Origin of the sequence: Paenibacillus sp. DMB20 (genome assembly GCF_000987955.1) — a bacterium.
In the GTDB taxonomy this organism is placed as follows: Bacteria; Bacillota; Bacilli; order Paenibacillales; family Paenibacillaceae; genus Paenibacillus_AQ.
On record NZ_LAZU01000008.1, the window covers coordinates 24,715 to 42,034 of the forward strand.

Annotated in this window: 14 protein-coding genes and 1 pseudogene; 14 read left to right on the forward strand and 1 reads right to left on the reverse strand. The window is 51.8% G+C overall.

Annotated elements, in window-relative coordinates:
* The first annotated feature begins 264 nt into the window (after window positions 1-264).
* The 12 genes from XI25_RS02785 to XI25_RS02840 all read left to right on the forward strand — a co-directional run bounded on the left by XI25_RS02785 (window position 265) and on the right by XI25_RS02840 (window position 14,646).
* Window positions 265-2,490: an AraC family transcriptional regulator gene (locus XI25_RS02785; protein ID WP_046677270.1), complete on the forward strand. Its 2,226-nt coding sequence runs from the start codon at window positions 265-267 to the stop codon at window positions 2,488-2,490.
* 171 nt (window positions 2,491-2,661) lie between these two features.
* On the forward strand, window positions 2,662-3,597 hold the full coding sequence (locus XI25_RS02790; RefSeq protein ID WP_046677271.1) for an ABC transporter permease: 936 nt from the start codon (window positions 2,662-2,664) through the stop codon (window positions 3,595-3,597).
* Between the two features lie 74 nt (window positions 3,598-3,671).
* On the forward strand, window positions 3,672-4,538 hold the full coding sequence (locus XI25_RS02795; RefSeq protein WP_046677272.1) for a carbohydrate ABC transporter permease: 867 nt from the start codon (window positions 3,672-3,674) through the stop codon (window positions 4,536-4,538).
* Between the two features lie 107 nt (window positions 4,539-4,645).
* Window positions 4,646-6,196, forward strand: coding sequence for an extracellular solute-binding protein (locus XI25_RS02800; protein WP_052759430.1), 1,551 nt, complete (start codon window positions 4,646-4,648; stop codon window positions 6,194-6,196).
* A 367-nt stretch (window positions 6,197-6,563) separates the two neighbouring features.
* Window positions 6,564-9,233, forward strand: coding sequence for a DUF4855 domain-containing protein (locus XI25_RS30985; protein WP_235439627.1), 2,670 nt, complete (start codon window positions 6,564-6,566; stop codon window positions 9,231-9,233).
* Window positions 9,206-9,463, forward strand: a complete 258-nt coding sequence (locus XI25_RS34010) for a hypothetical protein (RefSeq protein WP_046677273.1) — start codon at window positions 9,206-9,208, stop codon at window positions 9,461-9,463. Before XI25_RS30985 ends, XI25_RS34010 begins: the two co-directional genes overlap by 28 nt.
* A gap of 460 nt (window positions 9,464-9,923) precedes the next feature.
* Window positions 9,924-10,991 (forward strand): DUF3048 N-terminal domain-containing protein, encoded by a 1,068-nt coding sequence (locus tag XI25_RS30990; protein WP_082112183.1) that lies wholly within the window; start codon window positions 9,924-9,926, stop codon window positions 10,989-10,991.
* A complete protein-coding gene (locus XI25_RS31810) occupies window positions 10,964-11,275 on the forward strand; it encodes a DUF3048 C-terminal domain-containing protein (RefSeq protein ID WP_082112184.1) in 312 nt (103 codons plus the stop codon). Before XI25_RS30990 ends, XI25_RS31810 begins: the two co-directional genes overlap by 28 nt.
* Before the next feature lie 211 nt (window positions 11,276-11,486).
* Window positions 11,487-12,101, forward strand: coding sequence for a DUF47 domain-containing protein (locus tag XI25_RS02825; protein WP_046677274.1), 615 nt, complete (start codon window positions 11,487-11,489; stop codon window positions 12,099-12,101).
* 14 nt (window positions 12,102-12,115) lie between these two features.
* Entirely contained in the window at window positions 12,116-13,105 is a 990-nt protein-coding gene (locus XI25_RS02830; RefSeq protein ID WP_046677275.1) for an inorganic phosphate transporter, read from the forward strand.
* Between the two features lie 111 nt (window positions 13,106-13,216).
* The gene (gene corA / locus XI25_RS02835; protein WP_046677276.1) at window positions 13,217-14,173 is read left to right on the forward strand and encodes a magnesium/cobalt transporter CorA; all 957 of its coding nucleotides are present in this window, start codon (window positions 13,217-13,219) and stop codon (window positions 14,171-14,173) included.
* 107 nt (window positions 14,174-14,280) lie between these two features.
* Window positions 14,281-14,646, forward strand: a complete 366-nt coding sequence (locus tag XI25_RS02840) for a YrhK family protein (protein WP_046677277.1) — start codon at window positions 14,281-14,283, stop codon at window positions 14,644-14,646.
* 179 nt (window positions 14,647-14,825) lie between these two features.
* Here the strand turns inward: XI25_RS02840 and XI25_RS02845 are convergent, their stop codons facing one another.
* Complete coding sequence (locus XI25_RS02845) at window positions 14,826-15,404, reverse strand: hypothetical protein (RefSeq protein ID WP_046677278.1); 579 nt, start codon at window positions 15,402-15,404, stop codon at window positions 14,826-14,828.
* Between the two features lie 856 nt (window positions 15,405-16,260).
* Between XI25_RS02845 and XI25_RS02850 the strand changes: the two are divergent.
* Window positions 16,261-16,550: pseudogene (locus XI25_RS02850) on the forward strand (YerC/YecD family TrpR-related protein).
* Between the two features lie 2 nt (window positions 16,551-16,552).
* The gene (locus tag XI25_RS02855) at window positions 16,553-17,317 is read left to right on the forward strand and encodes a sirohydrochlorin chelatase (protein ID WP_046677279.1); all 765 of its coding nucleotides are present in this window, start codon (window positions 16,553-16,555) and stop codon (window positions 17,315-17,317) included.
* Window positions 17,318-17,320 lie beyond the last annotated feature (3 nt).

Genomic DNA, 17,320 nt, shown 5'->3' on the forward strand with positions numbered 1-17,320 from the left:
GTCCTATGGCCGATCGGAAGTGGCCTATTTGTCAACCGTTCCGGATGCTTCCACAGGTGGAGCACTGGCTCATCATGTATCTGACCGATTTACACTTGCCAGATCCCTTATGCCGTGGGCAGAAAGGTAGGTCCTACAGGCGAATCCGGAGAAATAGAACTTGACGGACAAATGAGAACTAGGCAAACGGAAAAGGGATGCATTATGATAGGACACATCAGTCATAAGAGAACTCTTAAAGACGAAGGGGGACAGGGGGATACTATGTTCAGATCAACATCCTGGCGCATATTTGTGATAAGCGGCATCTTTTTTGCAATTACCATCATACCGTTCTCGTTGTTCCTGGCCAACCGATTTTCTCATTTCGCTTATTCCCAGATGGGGACGTTCAATCAGGACCGCATCGACGAAATGGCGGAGCGGGTCGAGTACATCCTGGCCAAGCTGAAATGGTACAGCCTGACCATGTACGAAGACCATACCGTGCAAAACTGGATGTATGCTTCCGCCGACAATCTGCTGCAAAATGCAAGCACGATGGGGGTGTTGACTAAATATTTATCTAACGAACCTTATATTGAAACCGCTTACTTATTCAGTTTTCGCAAACGTGAGGTAATCGACTCCAAAGTGGGACTGCTTTCGTTCGAGGAATTTGCCGATCAGCCGATGCTGCAGCGAATTGAGCGCACGCCCGGGACCTTCCTCCGCTATTTTGATCACAAGATAGGAAACAACTCGTATTTGGCGCTTCAGCTTCCTTCGACTCCTGTGCAGAAAAACCGCGACGGATATCTTGTCGTCCTGTTTGACAAGAAGGAGCTGCAGAAGCATTTGATCTCAAGCGACGAAAGGGCGGATACGCTGCTTTCTATCGTGGATGATCGAGGAAGATTGATTCTGGGGGAACGGGATGAGCGGCTCGAGGAGACCATCGATAACATCCAGCCGGGGCTGAAGCAAGGTTCATTCGAGTTGCACAGTGCGGGAGGGACAGCGTTCGTCAACTATGCGCGGATGGAATCGCCGGAGTGGACCATTATATCTGTCACTGAAATGAAGCAATTTAGCGAAAAGGCCGGTGCGTTCAAAACAGTCATCATTGCCTGCTCGCTCCTGCTGCTCGTCGCGCTGCTTCTGGCCGCCTATTGGAATTCGCGCCGTTTTGTCGGGCCATTTCGCCGGCTGGCGGATCAACTGCAGCGGAGGCTGGGCGTAAAGGGGGAGAACGATTACGGCGTCATTGAGCAGGGCGTCGTTATGCTTCGCGATCATTATCCGCTGATCAAGACCGAATATTTGCGGCAATGGCTGCTGCAGGGCAGACTGACCGAAGGCGCCAGGGCGGCGATTGTCCGCGAGTCGTTCCTGCTCGACTATGATTGGCTTCGATTGGTTGTCATCAAGATTGATTCCTATTACGAGATATCCGAGCAGTACGATTTTGTCTCTCGCAAGTTGCTCAAGTATGCAATCGGCAATATCGCAGAGGAGCTGCTCGGCACGCCGGAACGGCCGATCGAGGTGGTCGATTTCGGTACCGACCATCTGGTCGTGCTGGTTGGCGAGGCCAGCTCATCCCCTGATCCCGAGCTGACCAAAGAGCTGAGGGAGCTTAGCCGTCAAGTCTCCAGTTATGTCAAGCTGGACGTAACGATCGCCGAAAGCGCAGCCCGGCGCGTGCATGACGATTTGCGCAAAGTATACGACGATATGAACGAGCTGACTTTATTCAAGTTTGTCAGCGGCGATGACAAAATCTACGTCGAACAAGACTTTGAACGGTATGCCGATTTGCAGGCGCCGATCGACTCCGCCGTGCATGAAAGCTTGATCCAGACGATCCGCAGCGGCAAAGAGGAGAAGGTGCTGGCGATGCTTGACGAATTGTTCGCGCGCTTGCAGACGATGAAATATACCGAGTGCCAATTCCAACTGAAGCTGCTTCTCTTCGCGATCGTCAAGTCATTCAGCAAAATGACGTCGATCCAGAGTATTGAAGGGATTGAGCGTCACTTGAGGCAGTTCGCTACGCTTACCGACGTTCGCGGATGGTTGAAGGAAGAGACCGGGCGAATTATTCGGCTGCTTAGCGACCAAAAGGGGTTCAACCGCAAGGAAAAGCTGATTGGGGAAATCATCGAGTATGTCCGCTACCATACCCATGACCCGATGCTTTCGGTCGACGAAATCGCTGATCATATCGCTTTGTCGGCCAAATACACCCGGCAGCTGTTTCACGAACATTATGGTATGCCTCTTTCGAATTTCATCTTGAACGAGCGGCTCGGTAAGGTCAAGGAGCTGCTGGAGCATACCAGCATGCAGATTACCGAAATTGCAGAGCAGTCCGGTTTTCAGACAAAGAGCCACTTTTTTACTGCATTCAAAAAAGCGACAGGCATGACGCCGAGCCAATATCGCGACAGCAAGGCGAGCGAGCGGGTGGGGCTGAAGCGGCAGATGGCCGGGAACTCTGCGAATTAGCAGGCGGGCGGCGATTGAGAACTCTCCAGACCAATAACAACCGGCCGAACGCTCGCGATTCGGCGCGCGAGAACCGAATCCGGCCAATGAGAACTAGGCAATCTGCTGCGGTGGATGCTACGATGGCTCCGTTCGAATCCTGCAAGCCGCACAAGAAAGGAGGGACGCTTTTTGGAACGACGGAGAAGGTTCGGCTGGTCGTTTGTGCACGAGCTGTCGCGGAACCGGTATCTGTACTTGCTGGCGCTGCCCGGCCTTGCGTTTCTGGTCATATTCGCGTATATGCCCATGCTGGGGCATCTGCTCGCCTTCCAGAATTACCGACTATCGGACGGTATATGGGGGAGTGAATGGGTCGGATTTAAAAACTTCGAGTTTTTCTTCAATGGGAAAGACTGGCTCCGGGTGACCGTTAATACGGTTTTCCTAAATGCGCTGTTTCTCGTATTCGGCCTCGGCAGCGCTGTGGTGCTGGCCATCTTTCTGAACGAAGTCCGAAACCGGCTGTTTAAGCGAATTACGCAATCGTTTATTTTTTTACCGTATTTTATTTCATGGCTTGTCGTCAGCATGATGGCGTTGACGCTATTCAGCACATCGGAAGGGCTAATTAACCGAGCGCTTGCCGTCCTTGGCTACGAAGGAGTGGACTGGTATTTGACGCCTGGCGTATGGCCGTATATTTTAACCGTGATTAGCGCCTGGAAGATTGCCGGCTATAATTCCATTATATTTTTGGCCGTCATTACAGGCATCTCCGCGGAATATTACGAGAGCGCCCGAATCGAAGGCGCGAGCCGGATGCAACAGATGCTCTACATAACGCTGCCACTGATGAGGCCGACCGTGATGGTATTGGCGCTGCTTGGCATCGGCCGTATTTTCTACGGCGATTTCGGCATGATTTACGCAATCATCGGAGATAACGGCGTACTCTTTCCGACGACGGATGTCATCGATACGTATGCGTTTCGTGCGCTGAGACAGCTGGGTAATTTCAGCATGTCGTCTGCCGTCATCGTGTATCAGTCCTGCATGGGGCTTGTCACGATTCTGATCTTCAATGCGATCGCGCGCAAAGTGGACGCGGATTCAAGACTATTCTAAAAAAGGTTCGGCGAAGCAGGCAAAGGCCCGGGTCCATGCGGCCTTTTCGCCGGACGATTTAAGGTGTGATCGACATGAGAGAAAGGTTGTTTCTTGTTTTTATGTACGCGGTGCTGGGCGCGTTTGCGCTGTTTTGCTTCATTCCGTTCTGGATTGTGTTCATCAACTCGTTCGCCGATGAATCGGTTCTTCAGACGGCGGGGTACCAGTTGCTGCCGACCAAATTCAGCCTCCATGCGTACGAATTTCTGCTCTCCAGCAAGCAGGTGTTTCTAAGCTACGGCATTACGATTATCGTGACGATCGCCGGCACGGCGCTGGGTGTCCTCTTGACTGCTGCCTATGCGTACACGCTGAGCCATCGGAAAGTGAAGTACCGGAACATTTTATCGTTTTTGACCTTCCTGACGATGCTTTTTGGTGCAGGGCTGGTCGGTTTCTACATGCTGATCGCCAACTGGCTGCACCTAAAAGACTCGATTTGGGCGCTCATTTTGCCCTATCTGCTTAATCCGTTCTATGCCTTCATTCTTGTTTCCTACTACCGGACGCTGCCCTATGAATTGAATGAAGCTGCGACTGTGGACGGCGCCAATGATATCTATATTTTCTTTCGCATCATCTGGCCGATTTCGCTGCCTGTTATCGCCACGGTGAGCCTGTTCTACGCGCTGCAGTATTGGAACGACTGGTATTTGTCATTGCTGTTCATCGACAATTACAAGATGCTGCCTCTTCAGATGATGATACGCCAGCTTATGTCCAATTTGAATGTTATGGCTTATGTGAGCGGGAGCCAGACGCAGTACAACGTCGTCGTGCCGACCTATGGCATGCAGCTGGCGATCGTCTGCGTTACCATCGGCCCGATCGTGTTCGTCTATCCGTTCATACAGCGCTTCTTTATTAAAGGTTTGACGCTTGGTTCGGTAAAAGGGTAGAGCGGCAAACGTGAAGGCGTTTGGCCGGTTCGAGCTTTCAATCGCTGCTGTTTATGAACCGGCTCATCCGTCTGTTTTCTCTATTATTGATTCAGGGGGAAGGAACCATGAAAAGATTATTGTCCATCGCGCTTGTGTTATTGATCGCGCTCGTCGCGATTGCAGGTTGTTCGGGCAAGAACGAAGGGGAAGGGAAGGCGCCTGGGCCGTCGGGTCAACCCGGAGACAGCGCCGGCGGTGACGCCAAACTTGAAGAGGTGACCCTGAAAATCATGATTCCCGGCGATCGGCCGTCGGATATGGATTTGGTCATCGCCGAAGCAGAAAAGCGAATGAAGGATACGATCAACGTCAAACTCGACGTCGTCTTCGTGCCTTGGTCCGATCTGGCGCAAAAGACACAGGTGACGCTTGCTTCCGGCGAAAACATCGATCTCATCTTCGATGCGCCATGGCTGCATATCAACCAAATGATCGCTAACGGATTCTATGAGCCACTGGACGACCTGTTGGCCCAGTACGGCCAAACGGTGCTCGAGAAACGGCCGAAGCAAATGTGGGATTACAACAAGTACGGCGGCAAAATTATGGCCGTTCCGCTCGGCGTCAGCTACATGTCCGGCAATTCCTACATGGTGCGCAAAGATATTCGCGAGAAGCTCGGCGTACCGCCGATTAAAACCTATGAAGATTTGATCGCTTTCGCCTACAAGGTGAAAGAGCAGGAGAAAAGCATCATCCCGATGACCGCAGGCTCCGGCACTTATTCATTTGTTGCTCACCATGCGCTGAACGATTACGAAACCCATGTCAGACCGACCCATGCCCTGGGCAACAGCCTGATGCTCTATTACAAGAACAATGACGGCAAAGTTTACAATTTGCTGGAGGATCGGGAGCCGATCGAAACTTGGCTGGCGAACACGCGCAAATGGTTTACTGACGGCCTGATTTTCAAGGACATTTTGACGACAAAAGATTTTCATCAGCCGATCTCGGCAGGCAAAGTGGCAATCGTCACGAACGGCGCGTTCGGCATCGGCGATTCCCTCAAGAACACGTTAAAGAACAATGTGCCGGACAGCGAGCTGGAGACGGTCACCTTCTTTAATCCGGAGAAGGGCGCGAACATCACCGACTTCAAACAGTGGAACTTTCTGGCCGTTCCGAAGGTGAGCAAGAACAAGGAACGGGCGATTATGTTCCTGAACTGGGCGAATGAGAAGGAAAACTACGACCTGCTTTCTTACGGAATCGAAGGAAAGCACTGGGAAGCGGTAGGAGAGGACAAAATGAAAAACCTGGATACATCCGGGTACTCTGCATTCGGCTATGTCTGGCTATGGAATCCGGTCGATGAGCGCAGCGTTGTGGGTAGCGATCCGCAGAATGATAAAATGGAAGCCGTGCTTCGCGATGCCGACATGTTCACTACCGATATTTTGGCCGGCTTCGAATTTGACAGCGCCCCGGTGCAAAACGAAATCAGCCAGTACAATACAGTCGATGGACAATACTACACGGCGCTGTTCAACGGGGTTATCGATCCGGACGAGACATTGAAGAAATTCGAAGCGCAAGCCGGGCCTGCCCTCAAAAAAATTCAGCAGGAACTGCAAAAGCAAATTGATGAGTTCCTGGCGGCGAAGGCGAAATAGAACAAAATCACTTGAAAACGGATAAACCGAAGTTTGCTTATCCATGCTTCAGATCGCTCGAAGTGCGGAGTGTTTGGCTGCGCTGCATTACTGCTGGCGTTGCCCAATGGAAACTCCGAGCCGCTGGGCGGCAAACGGACGCGGCCCGTGATGGCTTCCTCTCTGGAGGGAGCCCATTTTCTAAGCCCTGCTGCTGAATGAGCTAAAGAGCGGCATTTTCAAAAAAATCATTGAAATGTTTAAAGATGGCTTATGGCGGATTTCGCGAAAGGGGGGATTAAAATCTAGCGTTCACCCGGAACAGAAATAAGGGTTTAAAGTTTTTGATATTTCTGTACTCGAGAATAAAGAAAAGGAGTTGGCCTTGATGAATTTGAATAAAAAATGGTTGTCCGGATTAATGGCAACCGTATTGCTATTGGCTCCGCTCTCTGCGGTTCAGGCGAAATCGCTTGTTCCGGATGTGACTGTCCTGCAGGCGTCAGGCGCAGACCAGATGGAAGCAGGGAATGATTCAGGTAATCCACAGGTCGAACTGGATCAACTGACGGATGCTGGTGAACCGGCAGCGGAACAGGCACCACAAGCAAAAGACGAAAATCAAGCGGCAGCATCTCCGGCTGTGCAGGAGACGCAATTCCGCAATCTCGCGGCAGGCCTTCCGTATGAATGGTCTGAAGCTCCGGAAGCTTCGCATCCCGATGACGGATACAAGCTTACGGACGGAAAATACGGCGCATTGGATATGAACGACCCGGCATGGGTAGGACATCTGCGCGGAAAGGCTCGCGAAGTTGTGTTCGATCTCGGTGAGGAAAAGTCAATTGGAAAGATCACGGCCAATTTCTTTCAAGATTTTCCTACGAATTCGATTCTCGTGCCGCTGTCGGTCTCGATGTATGTCTCCGACGATAAGGAAAATTGGGGGCTGCTTTCCCATAACGCTACGCAGCTTCTGTGGGGAGAAGGACCGCCCAGACAGGAGACCTTTGAATGGGATGGCAGCCGGGATGGAATCAAAGGCGGGAATACGGAAGGCAAGCTGGCTTATGCCCGTTATGTGAAGGTGACCTTTTATATGCATCCTACACAGTGGGAATATATTGACGAAATCGAAATTATGGGTATGGACGGCAAGATTGAAGGGGCGGTAAAGGTTCCTGCCGAGCAGCCTCGTTTTTTGGAGCCGGGGGAAGCTACGGCCGGGATCCGGAATCTGAATCTGTTTTATAACGGACAATATGCGAATGGTTTGGGCGATTGGAACAAGGAACGGATTATCCCTAATATCAGTTATGTAAATAAAGACGGCGAGCCGGTCGATTGGCTTTATGACGGCGTTCTATATCTCGGGATTGCTTCGCCTGCCGGTCGCGATTTCGGTCAGGGACAAACGAACCTGGACGATTGGAAATGGTATTTGGATAAAACATTTGCAGCCACGGGCGATATGCAGCAGTTGAATGAGGCTGCCAAGGAAGTTGGGGCCAAGCTGAAACAGCCCGATCATCAAGTCAAGGTTGTGTTAATGATTCCGAATCCAGGGGAATCCTTAACCAATTTTGGCGACATTGACGGTAGCGGTTCCTTAAATTTCAACGACTCCGTCGTAGGCAAAGAAAAAGCGTCTGAAAACAGAGGAAAAGCGGTGCAGTGGTGGCTGGACCAGGCCCAGCAAAGATGGCAGGCTGCCAACTACTCGAATCTTGAGCTTGTCGGCATGTACTGGATGCCGGAACAAATCGACATATCCGAATCGGGACCGGACATAGCTCGCATGGTGTCGGATAAAGTGCACGCCATGAACATGAAGGTTTTCTGGATTCCACACTCATATGCTTACAAAATGTTTATGTGGAAAGACGTAGGGTTCGATGCCGCGGCGCTTCAGCCTAACTATTTCTTTGGCGGAATGGATTCCGACCGTCTGGACGATGCTACGGATACTGCAAAGCGATACGGAATGGGGAACGAAGTTGAATTTGATGACGGAATGCTGACAGATCCCGTACTTCGTCAGCGTTTTGTCGAATACTTGGACAGCGGCGTCAGATCCGGTCTGATGCAAAATGGCTTCAGAGCTCACTATCAAGGCAATAATGCAGTATACAACTTAGGGGTAAGCAATGATCCAAGTTTGCGTCTAATGTATGACTGGCTGTACCAGTATTTGAACGGAACGTACGCCATCGATAGCAGCCCGGCGCCGGAGACGATGGCGGAGGTTGTACAGCGTTATGTCGCATCGAACGAAATCAAGCCGGCTTTTGGTAATGATTTGACGTATCGATTGCAGACCATCAAACTTCTTCTGGACGATAACAAGCCGAAGGAAGCCGTGACGTATATGCAGGATTTTCTCGCGCACATTCACGACCCGGCCGTCCAAGCGCAAGAGTTGATTTCGGTCCCGGCCGCAACGGTGCTTGATTCCTACGCCCAAGTTCTCATTCAAACCTGGTCTGACGGAGGGGGACTCAGCAATCTGGTTCTTGGCCAAAGCTATACAATTTCACAGCAGCCTAACAGCAACTATCCCGATTCCGGGAACGAACTTACGGACGGCCGATTCGGCGGGACGGATTACCGCACCGAGCAGTGGCAGGCCCATGCGGGAAGCGACTACCCTGACGAACGAAGCCGCACCATCACATTTGATTTGGGCGGCAACAAATCGATCGGGGCAATTAGAGCCCATTTTCTTCAGGATAAAGGACCCGGCATCTATTTCCCTCCGAACGTCACTTTTTCCGTTTCATCTGACAGCGAATCCTGGAGCACGCTGGCAACCGTTACTCCGCCACCGGCACAGGATGCTGCCTCGGCCGAGTTCGTGGGTTGGAGCGGAATAACAGATGGCGTGCCGGGGAAAGCGGAGCCGATAAAGTGTCTGCCCGCTACGTTAAAGTCGAATTCCCGGTCAACGTCTGGGTCTTCCTTGATGAAATCGAAGTTCTCGGCGTTGACGGCCATGCGGGGGGTGGCACTACAATCGACGGCGCAAGAGCCATGGTGGATGCCGCTGCGAAGAAATTGACGATCGACGGTCTGGTCGTGAACGGCAGCCAGTCCCAAGTGAATTTGAAAATACTCGATTCGAAAGGGAAAGTTCGCTACGAAGGCCAGACGACCAGTACGGAAACGGGAAGTTTCCAATTCACGATCAAGCTTACCGGCAATTTAAAGGGAACCTGCGACGCCTATCTGTCTATGGATGGAATGTCGGATCCCGTTAAGATTTCATTCGAATACAATAAAAAGGACTGATGTTTATTTCCCGCGCGAGCTCCGAATTTGGATGGAATACAGCCTGATTTCCATGATTTTGACTTAGGAAGAGGGCAATCCATGACAAAATTCTGCCGTGCCGCCATGAGGATAACGGTCAACGGTTCGCCTTCTGGTTGTGCTTAAACTGTGCGAATAGCGGAAAGCCTGCTGCGTTAGGCTTTTTTGAAAATCATAAGTGTTCATTAAACTTGGCTTTCATTTCTCGCAGAAACGCTATCGTCTATATAAGGACGATAGCGTTTTTTGTGTTTGCGCGAGTTACTTTAGGGAAAAAAAGCGGCAGGCTATCTTTATTTGCGCCGCCTGTCATTTACAGACAAAATGCGTGATCTGTGCTTAAATGTAAACTATAGTTGAAAACGCCGGGTTGGCTGGCGTATGAACAAACAAGTCGATAAGCCATTCGGGAGTGGCTTGGATGTAGGGGGAAACGAATATGTCGAACATAAGGAAATCCGCCTGGAGGACAGGCCTGGCGTCCATTGCGGCGGTTACGCTGTTGCTGTCGGCCTGCGGAGGCAAAGAGAAAGCGGTTCCAGTGGAAACGCCGGAAGTACAAGCTCCGGTAGAATCTCCGGTGGAGACGCCGCCTGTCAAGGAAACGGCAGCATTTACCGCGCCGCTGACGGGAATGCCGCTTAAGGAGGCTTCCTCTCGCAGACCGCTGTCCGTGATGATCAACAACGCGCCCGCGGCCCGGCCGCAATCCGGCCTCAGCAAAGCGGATATCGTGTACGAGGTTCTGGCCGAAGGAGGCATTACGCGGTTGATCGCCATTTATCAAAGCCAAACCGGCATCGAAAAGATCGGGCCCATCCGCAGCATCCGCCCATATCTTATCAATATAGGAGAAAGCTACGGCGGCGTGCTCGTTCATGCGGGAGGAAGCCCGGAAGCGTATTCCATCATCAAGAAGCAGGGCAAGCAGGACATGGACGAAATCGGTAACGCCGGAGCTTACTTCTGGCGGACCAAAGACCGCAAGGCGCCGCACAACCTGTACTCCAGCGACGAGAAGCTTCGCGAGGGAGCCGCGAAACTCAAATATGCCGCGGAAGCGAAGATTCCGGCGTACACTTTTATCAAGGAAGAGAACGATCAGGAGGTCGGCACCAAGTCAGAAAGCGGCACGGACGGCACGGACAAGTCAGGCGGCGAGAACGGTGCTGACAAGACTTCAGGCCGCGACAACGTTACGGAAAAGACGGAAAGCGGCAGCGTGAACGGTACGGAAACTGCACAGAGCGGTGAAAACGGTGCGAAAAAGGCCGAAAACAGCAACGGAAACGGCCAAGCCAAGCCCGCAGGCCGCGATAACGGTTCGAAGCAAGCCGAGAACAGCAAGAAGGATGATAAAGTCCAACCGTCTGCCCTTTTGGGGGGAGAACCTGCAGCCAAGGTGGATATTACCTTTTTGCTGAAAGGTTATGTTGTGGCTACGCCTATGACGAAGAGTCCAAAACGTACAAAAGATCCATTAACGGCGAGCCGCATATCGATCTGAACGACAATTCGGTGCTTGAGGCGGCCAATGTGGTTGTGCTCGGAGCGGATCACAAGGTACTGGACGATGTCGGAAGACTGGCCGTGAATGTGGAGTTGGGCGGAAAAGCGATGCTGTTCCAGCGCGGCAAGGTGATCCAAGGCCAATGGGTGCGCGCTGCGGGGGATGTGATCCGCTTCGTCAAGGACGGCAAAGAAGTGCCGTTTTACCCGGGAACGACATATTTTAATATCGTGCCGAACTCACCGGCATTCGACACGCATATTTCAATAACCAATCCATAATTCGGATTTGCTGGGATAAACGACACTGATAGGGGTAAGTTATATTTATAGCTTTTTCATGTAAGCGCATCGATGGTCCGGTTTGCAATATGTAACTTTTTTGTACGATAGTTTTCTGTACACACGGTTCATCGGATATGATAAGATAATCAAGGTTGTCTTTTCTTTTCATTTCGACGTTCATGGCAATTTTCCGTAAAGGGGTTAGAGTATGAAACTGAAGAAAAAGGATATATTCTTTCAAACATTGGAGAATATGGCCGACACGGTAGTGCAAGCCGCAGATTATTTCTCGCAGCATGTTTCTAATCTACAAGATGCTCTAGAATTTGCAAATGAAATGAAAAAATTCGAGTCCCAGTGTGACACCTACACCCATACGATCATCACTGAGCTCAACAAGACGTTTATTACGCCGATTGAACGAGACGATATCATGGATTTGACAACCAGCATGGACGATGTCATGGACGGTTTGGAAGCGACGGCATCGCGTTTTTACATGTATCAATTGGGGCAGCCTGACGAATATATCGTGCAATTTGCCGAAATTTTGCGCCAGTCGTCCTATGAGATCCAGAAGGCGATTCATCTGCTTTCGCAAAAGAAACTGCTTGCGATCCGCGAGTACACCATCCGTTTGAACGATCTGGAGAACCAGGGGGATGAACTGCTTCGCATTTGCATCAAGGAGCTGTTTGCCAAGGTATCCGATCCGATCGAACTGATTAAGCGAAAAGAAATTTACGAACGGCTTGAAACGACCACGGACACTTGCGAAGACGTGGCTAATAGGCTCGAGTCCATTATTATGCGTAATTCGTAAGGGGTCCTTTAACTATGGAAACAACAATGCTCGTATTAGGTATCGTCGTATTTTTGGCATTAGCTTTCGACTTTATCAACGGGTTTCACGATACGGCCAATGCGATAGCCACCTCGGTGTCCACCCGGGCGCTTAAACCCCGGACGGCGATCCTACTGGCGGCATCCATGAACTTTGTCGGAGCCATGATGTTTACCGGCGTAGCCAAGACGATCGGCGGAAGCGTGGCCGACCCGGCCAAGCTCGACAACGGGATAGAGGTCGTTATTGCAACATTGATCTCTGCCATTATCTGGAATCTGGTAACCTGGTGGTTCGGCATTCCTTCGTCCTCGTCCCATGCCCTGATCGGCGCGCTGGCCGGCGCGGTGTTCGTCGGAGCGGGAAGCGACAAGCTGAACTATGCCGGTTTTACCGATATTGTGCTGGCTTTGATATTATCCCCGATCATCGCTTTTGTCGTGGGTTACCTCATTATGCAGCTCTTGAAGGTTATTTTCGCCAAACACAGCCCGCATACGGTGAACAAAGGCTTCCGTACGATGCAGATTTTCACCGCGGCCCTGCAGTCCTTCACGCACGGCACGAACGACGCGCAGAAGGCCATGGGTATCATTACCTTCGCATTGGTGACTTCGGGTCAGCTGAACGAGATGGAGGTTCCGTTCTGGGTTAAAGTGTCCGCGGCAACGGCCATGGCACTCGGCACATCCATCGGAGGCTGGAAGATCATCAAGACGATGGGTACGAAAATTTTCAAAATCGAGCCGATCAACGGGTTCGCGGCCGACTTTACCGGGGCAACCGTTATTTTCTCGGCAACGCTGCTTCACCTGCCGATCAGTACGACGCACGCGATTACTTCGGCCATTCTGGGCGTCGGCTCGGCCAAACGCTTTTCGGCCGTAAAATGGTCCCTTGCGGGACGCATCGTCATCACATGGTTCATCACCATTCCGATTACGGCAGTGCTTGCGGGACTTATTTTTAAGCTTCTGTTCTAGAGGCAAAACGCACATACACATAGAGATAGGATAGCTGTGGAGCCAATCGTTCAGGTTGGCTTTTTTGTTAATCTTTGAACCGTTCCGGTACATGAAAAGGGGGCATGTGGCATGATTCGCACGTTAGCGGTGAAGAAGAACCGCGAAGCGGTCATTGGCGTTCCGCTGGAGGAGCTCCGATTGGAGGAGTATGAATGGGCGTGGGTGGATTTTGATGCGCCCACGCCGGAGGAGTCACGTCTGCTTGAGACTTATTTTCGCTTCCACCCGCTTGCGGTCGAGGACTGCCTGCATATTCTTCAGCGGCCCAAGCTGGACTACTACGAAGATTTGCAGTTTCTCGTTCTGCATGGACTGGATCCGGACAGTCTGCAGGCGGTGGAAGTGGATTTGTTCCTGTCGCCTTCGCTGTTCGTGTCGTTTCACATGACCCCGATGATGGAAATGGACGAGGCGTGGGAGCGGGTTACCAAGCATGCCGGCAGCGGTAAGGTGCGGGAGAACGGACCGACCTTCGCGGCTTATACCGTGATGGACAAACTGGTGGACCAGTATTTCCCTAGCCTGTTCGCGATTGAGGATGAACTCGCGGATATCGAGAGCCAGAGCGGGGAGGAATCGGTTGAGGACCTGATGCATCAGGTTTTTGAGCTGCGCTCCAAGCTGTTGAAGCTGAGAAGGACGGTCGTGCCGATGCGGGATCTCCTGTACCGGGTGGTGAATTCGCAGCATGTCCAGCGGCACGGGCATCACGCTTATTTTTCGGATATTTATGACCATTTGCTGAAGCTGGCGGATATGATCGAAGCGGACCGGGAAATGACGGCGGACCTGCGGGACAGCTACATTTCGCTGAATTCCAACCGGATGAACAATATCATGAAAACATTGACGGTGATCACGACCATCTTTATGCCGCTCACTTTGATTGCGGGCATTTACGGGATGAACTTTGATCATATGCCGGAGCTGCACTGGCGTTATGGATATGGGCTTGTACTCCTGCTGATGTTTGTTCTCGGGGGAGGAATGGTGCTGTGGTTCATGCGGCGGGGCTGGTTTAAATAGGCCTGCCGGCGATGGCAGAGGTGGCGGGAATGGAAATCGTATGCAGTTTTCGTATTTTCGATTCAGAGCCGCGCTGAAGGGTAAAGGCATGCAGAGGAGGGTTCGTTATGATCACGAAACTGCGAAGCCGCCTTCTCCGCGGCCGGAAGCACCGTCCGGGCGAGCCTTTGCGATCCCGTATCCTGCAGAGATTGGCCCGGGCTGCCAAACGCAAACGAAAATTGACGGTGATAAACCGTTACGAAACCGGCATGGTACTCAGCGAAATCGTGACGGGTTTGCTGTTTATCGCCGGCAGCATTTCCATGTTCTATCCGCAAACGGAACGGATCCCGACGGTGCTGTATCTGACGGGCAGCATTATGATGCTGCTGCGGTCCGGACTTCGGGCATCCTACTGGTTTCGCCTGAAGACCCTGGAGAAGGATAACCGAAACCCGAAAGCGACGGGGGAAGGCGACTGGAGCCGTTAATGTGCAAACAAAGCGGCCAAATTATGCGGGCCTGCCAAGAAAAAAAGATCAGGCGTTGATACATGCCGTCATGTCAGGCCCGGACGCGGCAAAAGGGAGGAGGTTGCCTGTCATCCGTCCGGGCCTTTCTTCTACTCGGGCGCGACGGCCCTTATCGCGGCCGGCTTAAGCCGTGAAGGTTAGGACCGCCGACGTTTGCGGCCGCCGGAGGAGGTGCGGCGCGATCCCGATCTGCGCTTGCCGGATTTGGAGGTTCGGCGTCTTGGAGGCACGTATTCGAAGTCGTCGGATTTTTCGGTAAGTGAGGCGGCGCCCCCTTTCTTAAACGCCCCGGCGAAAAGCTGCATCATCGGCGCGAGCTGTTGAAAGCTCTGCATGATTTTTTGGACCTTGCCAATGTTGCTGACGATGCCTTCAATGCCTCCCATCTTTTCAACAATGCCCTTCAGATCGAGGTTGCTAAGGTTCAGTCCGCCAAGAAGGCCTCCAAGCCCCCCGCCTGAAGAGGCAGGAGCCTGAGCTGTAGAGGCAGCAAAGGGAAAGGAGGCTGCAGCCTCAGGGTTAACTTCGATGGGAGCTATGGATGGCTGGGCGGGGCCGGGATAGAAGGAGGAAACCCCCATATCGGCAGGGATATCGGCATATGGATGAACACCGGGATAAGGCGATGCAGGCAGTGATTCACTCAGTGCCCGGATGGAGGCCCGGGGGGAGGAAGCGGTTCGACGGTGATGATGGTAATGCTGTAGTCCTGACATGTTATCACTTTCCTTTTTTGAATGGTTTACTATACTGTATGATATAGGCGGGCGGATGGCCTAGGCTCATGCCCCGGTTTCCGGGATAGGAGCGGAATCGGGCGTCTGCCCAGGAGCGGGCATTTTCGGAAAATGGGAAGTATCGTAGTTCATAATGCGATGAGACCGAGGGTTAAACTTATGGAAAAATATATCGAGGGAATTAAAGATTTATTTGGGAATGAATATCGGAAAGAGTGCTGGCGCTGAAAAATAAGCAAAAAATAAAAAGTCATATCCATGCCGCGGCGACCGCGAAATGGATAGACAAAACGATAGCTGGATTGGGAGTAGGCTCGTTTGCATACGAGTTCTTTTGCAAAATACTTATGAAAAAGGTAGCGGAAATCGATTCGAAAGTTCGGAAATGGCATACACGCCCAAGCTTAGCCGCGTTGACCGAGATCTGCTTCAGCGCAAGAACCCGTCCGTGGATAACGTATTTATTGAAGACTGTCGATCATCGCACGCCTCGAAGCTGAAGCAATCAAGTTCGCAGCCCTATAATTCGTTCGCCGCGTGGTGACCCAAATGGACCGTGAGGGTAAGCTTCCCTGATGGTTTTTGATAAGATATCAGAAAGAATAAACTTTGAAGATAAATTTTTCAATCATGTGCCAAAGCGTAATTTTTATGGGGAATCGAGGTTTGTTTCACTGTCTTTTTTCCAAAGCTTATCTTATAGTTAAGGTGAACGATCCGGTACATGACGGACTGATATGGTCGTCCTGCACTGCGTGAAATCGTTAATGCTTGAAAAGACTGTACCCGCTCGGGTACAATGAAGTTGGTATAAGTAACGGTAGGGGATGATCCAGTGCAATTAAAGAAGCTGAATGATAAAAGCATCGATCAATTATTTGAAGCAGTCCTGACTTTGAAAAACGTGGAAGAATGTTATGTTTTTTTCGATGATCTTTGCACGGTGAATGAAATACAATCTTTGTCTCAACGGCTTGAAGTCGCGAGAATGCTCGGCAAAGGATGCACATACAACCAGATCGAAGCGGAAACCGGAGCCAGCACGGCCACCATCTCGCGCGCAAACGGTGTTTGAATTACGGCAACGACGGGTATAAAATGGCGCTGGAGCGTCTGGGACGTTAAGGATGACGAAGCCCGGCGTACTGGTGATCAGTCACGGCTCAAGGGAGCGGCTATGGGTTTCCCTGGTGGATGAGGCCGTGCGCGAGCTCACCGCCAGAATGGATCTACCGGTAGAAGCCTCTTATCTGGAACTGGTAGAGGGCCGCCTGATTCAAGACGGGATATATGCATTGGAAGACCAGGGTGTCACGGACATGCTGGTTATTCCATTGTTCGTGTCTTCGGGCAGCACGCATGTGGATGAAATAGCGTACGCTATAGGCGTCAAACCCGAGCCCGACAAGGAGACGGATTTGGAGCCGTTTGAGGTGAAGGCACGGGTGCATTTTGGCAGACCGGTCGATGACGATCCGGATATTGCCGCCATGGTATGGGATAAGGTGCGGGGATTATCGAAGGATCCTTCGCGGGAAGTCATTCTGCTTGTCGGCCATGGCAGCCGGCATGAGTCGTTTCGGGCCCGCTGGGAGAAGGGGATGAAGTCCCTGGCCCGGCTCGTGGCCGAGGTGAGCGGTACGTCCGCGGATGCGGCCCTTCTGAATCCCGGCAATATCCGGGAGAAGGTGGAGGAGTGGAAGGAGCGCGGCTGCGAGGTGATCGTGGCTCCGCTTTTTTTAAGCGAGGGGTATTTCACCGAGAAGGTGATCCCGGACCGGCTGGAGGGGCTCGGCTGCCGTTATTCGGGGCAAACGCTGCTTCCGCATCCGCTGCTCCCGCAGTGGATGGCGAACCAGGCCCGGGAGCTTCTTGAATCTTTGAAATCATGAATA